9 protein-coding genes are annotated in these 8,610 nt (G+C 72.0%); 5 read left to right on the top strand and 4 right to left on the bottom strand.

Annotated features, from left to right (window positions below):
* Positions 1-172 precede the first annotated feature (172 nt).
* The 3 genes from ACIQUC_RS04095 (at position 173) to ACIQUC_RS04105 (ending at position 3,434) form a co-directional block, all read left to right on the top strand.
* A complete protein-coding gene (locus ACIQUC_RS04095; RefSeq protein WP_402263524.1) occupies positions 173-1,330 on the top strand; it encodes a sensor histidine kinase in 1,158 nt (385 codons plus the stop codon).
* Complete coding sequence (locus ACIQUC_RS04100; RefSeq protein WP_402263527.1) at positions 1,327-2,649, top strand: hypothetical protein; 1,323 nt, start codon at positions 1,327-1,329, stop codon at positions 2,647-2,649. Before ACIQUC_RS04095 ends, ACIQUC_RS04100 begins: the two co-directional genes overlap by 4 nt.
* 113 nt (positions 2,650-2,762) lie before the next feature.
* Positions 2,763-3,434, top strand: coding sequence for a response regulator transcription factor (locus ACIQUC_RS04105; protein ID WP_070416359.1), 672 nt, complete (start codon positions 2,763-2,765; stop codon positions 3,432-3,434).
* Positions 3,435-3,689: 255 nt separating this feature from the next.
* Here ACIQUC_RS04105 and ACIQUC_RS04110 read toward each other — a convergent pair whose 3' ends face one another.
* On the bottom strand, positions 3,690-4,955 hold the full coding sequence (locus ACIQUC_RS04110) for an MFS transporter (protein ID WP_402263531.1): 1,266 nt from the start codon (positions 4,953-4,955) through the stop codon (positions 3,690-3,692).
* Between the two features lie 262 nt (positions 4,956-5,217).
* Positions 5,218-5,397 (bottom strand): hypothetical protein, encoded by a 180-nt coding sequence (locus tag ACIQUC_RS04115; protein WP_402263534.1) that lies wholly within the window; start codon positions 5,395-5,397, stop codon positions 5,218-5,220.
* A 237-nt stretch (positions 5,398-5,634) separates the two neighbouring features.
* Between ACIQUC_RS04115 and ACIQUC_RS04120 the strand changes: the two genes are divergently transcribed.
* The gene (locus tag ACIQUC_RS04120) at positions 5,635-5,814 is read left to right on the top strand and encodes a hypothetical protein (RefSeq protein ID WP_402263537.1); all 180 of its coding nucleotides are present in this window, start codon (positions 5,635-5,637) and stop codon (positions 5,812-5,814) included.
* A 140-nt stretch (positions 5,815-5,954) separates the two neighbouring features.
* Here the strand turns inward: ACIQUC_RS04120 and ACIQUC_RS04125 are convergent, their stop codons facing one another.
* A complete protein-coding gene (locus ACIQUC_RS04125; RefSeq protein ID WP_402263540.1) occupies positions 5,955-6,263 on the bottom strand; it encodes an MTH1187 family thiamine-binding protein in 309 nt (102 codons plus the stop codon).
* Positions 6,260-7,561, bottom strand: coding sequence for a hypothetical protein (locus ACIQUC_RS04130; RefSeq protein ID WP_402263543.1), 1,302 nt, complete (start codon positions 7,559-7,561; stop codon positions 6,260-6,262). Before ACIQUC_RS04130 ends, ACIQUC_RS04125 begins: the two co-directional genes overlap by 4 nt.
* Positions 7,562-7,638: 77 nt before the next feature.
* Here ACIQUC_RS04130 and ACIQUC_RS04135 point away from each other — a divergent pair, with 77 nt between their 5' ends.
* Positions 7,639-8,349 (top strand): YceI family protein, encoded by a 711-nt coding sequence (locus ACIQUC_RS04135; RefSeq protein WP_402263546.1) that lies wholly within the window; start codon positions 7,639-7,641, stop codon positions 8,347-8,349.
* Positions 8,350-8,610 lie beyond the last annotated feature (261 nt).

An 8,610-nucleotide genomic window follows, 5' to 3' on the forward strand; every position in this document is an offset into this window, starting at 1 on the left:
CACCCTCGCGCGCCGTTCTGATCGCAGCCGCCATAACAATCGCGGCACCATCCGGTCGGACCGGGCGCGCCGAACACCCCCCAACGGGTGTCGCGCGTGGAATGATGGCGTGGTGCCCAGCCCGAACCAGGCTCGGCCTTCCCTCCGCACCACCGCCACGACCAGGACACCGATGGACTTCATCGCACAGGAACGCGACCGCTTGCTCCGGTCGACGACCCGTGTCGTCGGCATCGTCTGCGCCCTCGTGTCCGTCGTCGCGGTCATCTGCGCCCTCGCGGTCCCGGTCGTCCCGCTGCTCGGCGGCCTCGCCTGCATCGCGATCATGATCGCCGGGTTCCTCGTCCTCGGGTGGAACGCCTCGGTGTGGTGGACGGCGCTCATCCTGGCCTCCGGCCTCGGCGCCCTCGCACTCCTGCTGCTCGGCGTCGACGACGTGGCACGCCCGGTGATCGCCTCGGCGGTGATGCCCCTCGCCGCCGGCAGCATCTCGGCGCCGCTGATGTCCCAGCGCGGCAACCCCGTCGGACTCGGGATGACCATCCTCGCCGGAGCAGTGGTCGTCGTCGCCATCGTCTGGGCGAGCGGCGGCATCCTCGCCGCCCCGGTCACCGGTGCGCTCCTCGGCTGGGTCCTCATCACGGTCGTGACCATATGGATCTCCCGGAGCATCCCGCGTGTCGCCCGACGGATCTACAGCATCGGCACCGCGCACCGTGCCGAACGGCAGGCCAGCGAGACCGAGGCGCAGCGTCGACAGGGCGCCCGACTCCTGCACGACACCGTGCTCGCCACGCTGACGCTCCTCGCGCACTCCGGCGTCGGCGTCTCCGAGCAGGCGATGCGCGAGCAGGCAGCCGAGGATGCGCGCCTCCTCCGCCATCTCAGGCTCGGCGCGACGCCGCAGCCGCAGCAGTCCGGGGACTACTCGCTCACCCGCGAAGAGGAGTCCCCGCTCGGGCAGACGCTCGAGTCGGTCAAGCAGCGCTTCGGCCGCATGGGCCTCGAGGTGAGCTGGCACGGCACCGGGCAGGTCCTGCTGCCGTCGAACGTGCTCGACGCCTTCCTGCTCGCGCTCGGCGAGTGCCTCGAGAACGTCCGCCGCCACGCCGGCGTCGGCGAGGCGCACGTCACGATCGTGCACGACAACGAGATGGTCCGCGCGATGGTCACCGACTCGGGCGTCGGCTTCGACCTCACGCACGTCAGCGCCGAGCGCCTCGGCTTCAAGGAGAGCGTCGTCAACCGCCTCCGCGAGGTCGGCGGCGACGCGAAGCTGTTCTCCGCGCCGGGCTCCGGCACCACCGTCGTCCTGGAGGCACCGCGATGAGCCGCATCCCCGAGGACACCATGAGCGCCGGACTCCCCGGCGAGACCGTGCAGCCCGCTCCGCGGACCCGACGGGAGGCGCGGGAGCGGTACCGGGGCAGCGAACGTCGACAGGCGCGCGGCCTCCCCTCTACCTCGACCGGCGCCCGGTCGCTGCGGCAGGCCGCCAAGCCCGGCGCCTCGCTCGGCGCCGGATACCTCGGGCTCGGCGCCGCCGTCCTCACCGGCATCGAGGCCGTCGCGGGGATCGTCTTCTTCCTCATCCGCTGGACCGAGTTCACGAACCCGTGGCTGCCGGCCGCCGCGTGGGCGCTCTACCTCATCGCCGCGGTCGGCGTCGGTCTGAGCCTGCTCACCTACGGCGAACGACTGACCGGCCCGGCGTTCGTGCTCATCTGCGTCGTCCTCGGCTGTGTCGTGACGCTCGACTTCATCGGGATCTGGCCCGAGCACGACATCGCCCACACCGCGTCGGCCTCCGTCGCCGCCGGCTTCGCCCTGCTGCCCATCGCGACGCTCCGCCCCGCCCGCGAGGTCGCCGCCGCCATCGCCGTGCTCGGCCTCGCCTTCGTCGCGATGGCCGTCGCCTCCACCCCGATCACGAGCGACACCCTGCCCGCGATCGTGTCGACCGTCGCACTCGTGACCGTCCCGCCGTCGATCGCGCTCTTCGTCGTGCACCGGTTCCGGCAGCTCGTGCAGCGCGAACTCGACCGGGTGCTCGTGCAGAGCAACGTCGGAGCGCCGCAGTTCGCCGTCGGGATGCTCGCGTCGGACGAACTCGCCCGGCTCGACCTCGCCGCCGAGAAGCTGCTCGACGCCGTCGCCAACGGCAGCGACCCGCTCCCGCTCTCCGACGCCTCCGCGTCCGTCGCGGCCTCGCTCGCGACAGAACTGCGACTGCACCTCATCGAGGGGCGTCGCGAGACCTGGCTGTACCACGCGATCACGGAGTCGGACAACCTCGGCCGCTCGGTCAGCGTCGCGGATCCGCAGTCGCTCGCCGGCCACCTCTCCCCCGCGCAACGGGACGGCCTGCTGCAGACGCTGTGGCAGATGGTCGGCGACGGCAAGCAGACCCAGGCCGGCTCGCCCGTGGTCTCGGTCACCCTCGGCCCGGTCGGCTCGGACGGTCACCCCGTCACCGACGAGACGATGGACGTCCCGGTGGTCTTCGAGTCCCGCGGTGTCCCCCGGCGTCGGCTCGGTCCGACCGCGTGGAGCGCGCTGCAGCGGATCGGGCCCTACCAGGACTCCGTCCGCGACGGTGTCCTGCACGTCGTCGCCCACTGCGTCGTCGATCGGCACCCGTCGATGTAGTCGTCGCACGGAACCGGCTGGCTCGACTGCCGGACACCCTGACCAGCCTGCCCGTGCCACGTGGCCCGTCCGCCTAGGATCAGCCACGACCGCCCCCGAGAAAGGACGCCACGATGGCGACTCCAGAGGAACCGATCCGACTCGCACTCGTCGATGACCACAGGATGCTCCTCGGAGCGCTCACCGAGTGGATCCGGAACGCAGCCGACGACATCACGCTCGTCGCCGCCGTCACCACCTGGCCCGAGCTCCTCACGAGCCCGGCGTTCCCGGTCGACGTCGTCCTGCTGGACCTCGACCTCAAGGACTCGATCCCGGTCTCGCTGAAGATCTCGACGCTCAAGACCGCCGGCGTCAAGACCGTCGTGATGAGCACCTACTCGGAGCCGAACGTCGTCCGTGAGGCCCTCGCCTCCGGCGCCCTCGGCTACCTCGTGAAGAGCGAGGACGCCGAGATGATCGTCGAGGCCATCCGCTCCGCCCAGCGCGGCGAGCAGTACGTCTCGGCCGAGCTCGACCTGGCGATCAACAGTGGCGACGTCGGTGGCGTGCCGAAGCTCAGCGCGCAGGAGCGACGCGTGATGGCGCTCTACGGCGGCGGCGAGCCCGTGAAGAGCGTGGCGTACCAGCTCGGCATCTCCGAGGAGACCGCGAAGAGCTACCTCAAGCGCATCCGCGAGAAGTACCGCGTCGCCGGCTTCGACGTCGGCACGAAGGTCGCGCTCCGGAAGCGCGCGATCACCGACGGCATCATCGTGCAGGACGGCAGCCCGCTGGGCCTGTAGCGCACGCAAACGCGCCACGCGCTTCGTGCGCTTCGTGAGCAGAAAAGGTCGGGTTCCGTCACGGGACCCGACCTCTTCTGCTCACCATTCGGGATCGACCGCGGCACGCGACCGACGGGAGGCGCGGGTCGGCTCCTCACCGTGCCTCCCGTCCCGCGGGCGGTCGCGCCCACCGCACTCGCTTCGTGAGCAGAATTGGTCGGGTCCTCGAACAGGACCCGACCAATTCTGCTCACGATAGGAGACAGAGCCGCGTCAGCCGAGCGGGATCGGCGCGGTGATCGGCCCGGTTGTCGGCGACGACGCCCGGAGCGAGGCGCGGCGCGAGCCCCGACGCTCGGCGCCGTAGCTGATCATCGTCATGCCGACCCCGAGGAGCGCCAGCACGATGCCCAGCCACCCCGGGGCGGTGAAGCCGAAGCCAGCCGCGATGACCGCGCCGCCGAGGGCCGCCCCGAGCGAGTTCCCGATGTTGAACGCCGAGTGGTTGAGCGCCGCCGCGATCGTCCGGGCGTCACCGGCGACGTCCATCAGGCGGGACTGCACGGCCGGTGGGATCGCGGACGAGGTGGCTCCGAGGAGGAACGCCCCGAGGAACATGCCCCACACCCACTGCGCGGTGAGCACCGTCACGACAAGGGCGCCGATCAGCGCGAACATGCCGACGTAGATGGTCCGCTTGACGCTGTGGTCGGCGAGGTGCCCGCCGAGCACACCACCGACGACCATGCCGATGCCGACGACCACGAGGACGAGCGGCACGAACGACTCGGGCAGACCGGTGACGTTCTGCACGAGCGGCGAGATGTACGAGTAGACCGCGAAGAACCCACCGAACCCGACGGCGCCGAGGCCCATCACCATCCAGACCTGCGGCACGCGGAACGCCCGGAGCTCGCGGCCGATCGTCGCGTGCTCGTCACGGGCACTGCGCGGCACGAAGGCCCACACCGCGAGGAACGTCAGGGCGAAGAGGACGGCGACGACGCCGTAGGCGATGCGCCAGCTGGCGACCTGCCCGACCCAGGTGATCACCGGGACGCCCACGACGTTCGCGACGGACAGGCCGAGCAGCACCATCGCGATGCCCTTGCCACGCTTGCCCGGGCCCATGATGTCCCCCGCCACGATGGAGGCGATGCCGAAGTACGCACCGTGCGGCAACCCCGCGACGAACCGTGCCACGAGGACGAGGCCGAACGACGGCAGGACCGCGCTCGCGACCGTCGCCAGCACGAACCCGACCAGCAGCACGAGGATCAGCCCCTTGCGCGGGAACTTCGCCGACATCGCCGCGATCGTGGGGGCACCGACGACGACGCCGAGGGCGTACGCGCTCACGAGCCAGCCGGCGTGAGCGATCCCGGCGTCGGGGTCGAGGCCGTACTGCCGCGGCAGGAGTGCCTCGGCGATGTTCGGCAGGAGCCCCATCGCGACGAACTCGGTCGAACCGATGGCGAACCCGCCGAGGGCGAGGGCGACGAGCGCGAGCGCGCGGCGCGCAGGCGTGAGCTGGGACATGGTGCCTGTTCTGGACGGGAGGAGCGGGACGGGTTCCGGGCGTCGACTCACGTGAGTCGGCTGGGACCGTGGGTGCGCCTGGTCGCCGCACCGGGCCTCCGGGCCGTCGACGTCGCGAACGGTGCGACCCACGGCGGGCGGAGAGCGGTCCTGGTTCAGCGGCGAACGTGGACTGACCGGCCACTACAAGTGGCCGGTCTCAGCAGTGTAGACCGCTCCAAAGGCCGAACGGAAGCGGCCCGCCGAATCGATTCGACCGTCGTCAGGCCGCGCGGCGCTCCGGCTGCGCGGGGGTCGAGGCGACCAGCCCGGGCAGTTCGTCGCGGTGGACCCACCCGGCGCCGCACTGGGTGCAGCTCGCCCAGGCGTTCTCGCCCTGCTCGTCCGAGTCGATGACGACCGTCCGGAGGTCGCAGTCGGGGCACCAGCCGTCGTGCATCATCACGTGCTCCTCGTCGTCGCTCCGCCACCAGGGTGGCTCCGAGTCGCCGGGTGCGGCTCGATGGGCACCATGAGACACCCGACCACCGACATCGCCGGGAGGCCCCCGGCGTGTCGCGCGGGCACGGAGCGCCGGCCCCGAACCCGGGCGCCGAACGGGGCTCGGCGCGCGGGCACCGACCGCCGGCACGAAGCACCGGCACCGGACGACCGGCCCCACGAGCGCTAGGGTGACGGCATGGGGTGGTGGATCGTGACGGTGGTCGTCCTCGCGGGGCTCGCGGTGCTGTGGTTCGTGATGCACCGGTACACGGACCTGGGCGCACGTTCGCGCCGGTACGAGGGGTCCGACCCCGAGGTCGCCGAGGCACTCCGCCAGGCCGAGGCCGAATCGGCCCGCGGCCGCATGTACTTCTGACCGGCGTCGGGCAGACCCCGAGCGCGGGCAGAACCCGAGCGCGGCCATACCCGAGCGCGGCCATACCCGGCCGCGGTCGGACCCGGCCGGAGTCAGACCCGACCGGAGCCAGACCCGACCGGAGTCAGACCCGACCGCGGTCAGTCCCCCAGCGCGGCCTCGAGCCGGTCGAGCTTCCCGTCGATCTCCCCGGTGTGCCCCGGGCGGATGTCGGCCTTGAGCACGAGCGACACCCGCGTGCCGTACGCCCCGACCGCCTTGGTGGCGCGCCGGACGACGTCCATGACCTCGTCCCACTCCCCCTCGACCTCGGTGAACATCGACGAGGTGCGGTTCGGCAACCCGCTCTCGCGGACGATGCGCACGGCCGCCGCGACGGCATCGTGGACGGAGCCGTCCGACGACGCGGAGGGACCACCGGACGGGGCGACGGAGAACGCGACGATCATGCGTCCATCCTGCCCGCTGCCGGGGCGAGGGGCACGGGCGTGACACGGGCCCGCACGCCCAGCCGGACGATCGCGACGACGCTCCACACGAGCACCCCGACCTCGAGGGCGTTCCGGAGCGTCAGGACGACGAGCACCCACGGCTGCACGGTGAGCACCTGGTCGTAGAACCCGGGGTAGATGACCTGCGTCAACACCGCCATCGGGATCGCCGCCACCGCCACGGGCAGGAACCGCCGCGCGCTCGGCCGCCCGGCGACGAGCCCCCACACGATCGGCACGGCGAACCAGCCGATGTACTGCGGCGACCCCACCTTGTTCGCGGCGACGAGCGCGGCGACGAACAGCAGGGCGAGCAGCGGTGCCGCCTCGGCCCGGTGGGCTCCGCGGTGCACGGCCCACAGCGCGAGGAGCACCCCGCCGACGACGATGACGGCCATGAGCGGCGTCGACGCCGCGGCTGCCGCGTGCGTCCCGGCGCCGGACACCTCGAAGGTCAGGATCTGCTGGTCGTAGTAGACCGCCGCACCGGGGACGTCGAGGGCCGCCGCCCACATGAACGGCGTCGCGAGGGGCGCCTCGATCTGCAGCGCGCGACCATTCTGCTCGCCGACGAACGAGAGCAGGTGCGCCGCACCCCCGTAGAGCACGTCGACGAGGACGATGAGCGCCGTGAGGACCACCGCCCCGGCGAGCACCCCGCGGCGGTGCCCCCGTCGGAGCAGGAGGAGGACGCCCACGAGCGCCGCGGGCCACACCTTCGTCCAGGCGCCGGCGGTGAAGAGCGCCGAGGCGACCGCTGGACGCGACGCGACGAAGGCGACACCGACCAGGCCCAGGACGGTCGCGACGGTGTCGATGCGGCCGAGGCCGATCGGGCCGAGCGCGAGCAGGAACGCGAGCCACCACCACACGACGCGGACGCCGAGGCCACGGAAGCGCCAGAGGAACCCGCAGGCGACGGCGTCGAGCACGACCATCAGGGCGAGCCACCCGGTGCCGATCGACCCGACTCCCCCGAGCGCGGCGGCGGCCATCGGCACGATCGCGAGGATCGGGTACACCCAGTCCTCGTCGATGCCGACCCAGAAGCCGGACGCGTGGCCCGTCTCGATCCACCGGCGGTAGGTGATGGTCACGTCGCCGAGCGGCAGGTTCGCCGAGACGGACGTCGACCACCAGAGCACCAAGTGCACGACGGCGAACGCCACGACGAAGGCCACGACCTCGGGCCACCGCGAACGCCACCGGGCGCGCCACCGCGAGCGCCACGCCGACCGCTCCACCGTCCTCTGCACCGGACGAGCGTAGCGGTCGAGCGGAGCGGCACGCCCGTCACAGGTTCCCCCGAGCATGACGTGTCACCGTTCCCCTCGTGACCTCCGACACCCCGCGCAGGCGCCGCAAGGCCGTCATCTGGATCGCCGTCGTCGCCGCGGTCGTCATCGTCGGCGTCGTCGCCGCGATCGTCGGCACGAAGCTCTACACGAGCAGCGAGAACGCGAAGGCGTCGGCAGCGCCGAGCGTCGCCGCGAGCCGCGCACCCTCGACGCTCGACACCGCCGACCTGTCCGGCACGTGGACGGTCGGCGGCGACTCGGAGGCTGGGTACCGCGTCCACGAGGTCCTCAACGGCTCGGACGTCACCGTCACCGGACGCACCGACCGCGTCACCGGCAGCGCGACAGTCGACGGCACCGCCATCACGAAGGCCACCATCACCGTCCAGGTCGCCGACATCACCACGGACTCGGCCCAGCGCGACTCGTACTTCCGCGACTCGGCACTCGACACGTCCGCGTTCCCCACCGCGACTTTCACCCTCACCGAGCCGATCGCGGACGCGGTCCCCTCCGGCTCCGGCACGACGAAGGTCGAGGCCACGGGCCGGCTCACCCTGCACGGGGTCACCAAGTCGGTCACCGCGACGCTCGAGGTCGGGCTGAACGGCGACGGCGTCGACGTCTCCGGATCGATCCCGGTCACCTTCTCGGACTTCGGCGTGCAGGCGCCCAGCCTCGGCTTCGTGCAGGTCGACGACGCGGGTGCGGTCGAGTTCCTCGTGCACGCCACCCCCGCGAGCTGACGCGCCCGACGCGCGTCACGCCGTCGACGTGACCATCTGACGGCCAGGAGGCGCGGTGCCGGCCCGCACTGCACCTCCCGTCCCGCACGCGCGTGCGCCCAGAGCGTCATCCCGCTCCGTCCCAGATGTGCGTGCGTCCGGGGCGTCGTCCCGCTGTCGTACGACAGCGGCCATGTCGCAACCGCGCGCCTGCAACCGTTGCGCCCGCAACAAACGACCCCTGCACTGTCGTACGACAGCGGCGATGTCGCAACCGCGCGC

The organism is Curtobacterium sp. NPDC098951 (assembly GCF_044759965.1).
In the GTDB taxonomy this organism is placed as follows: Bacteria; Actinomycetota; Actinomycetes; order Actinomycetales; family Microbacteriaceae; genus Curtobacterium.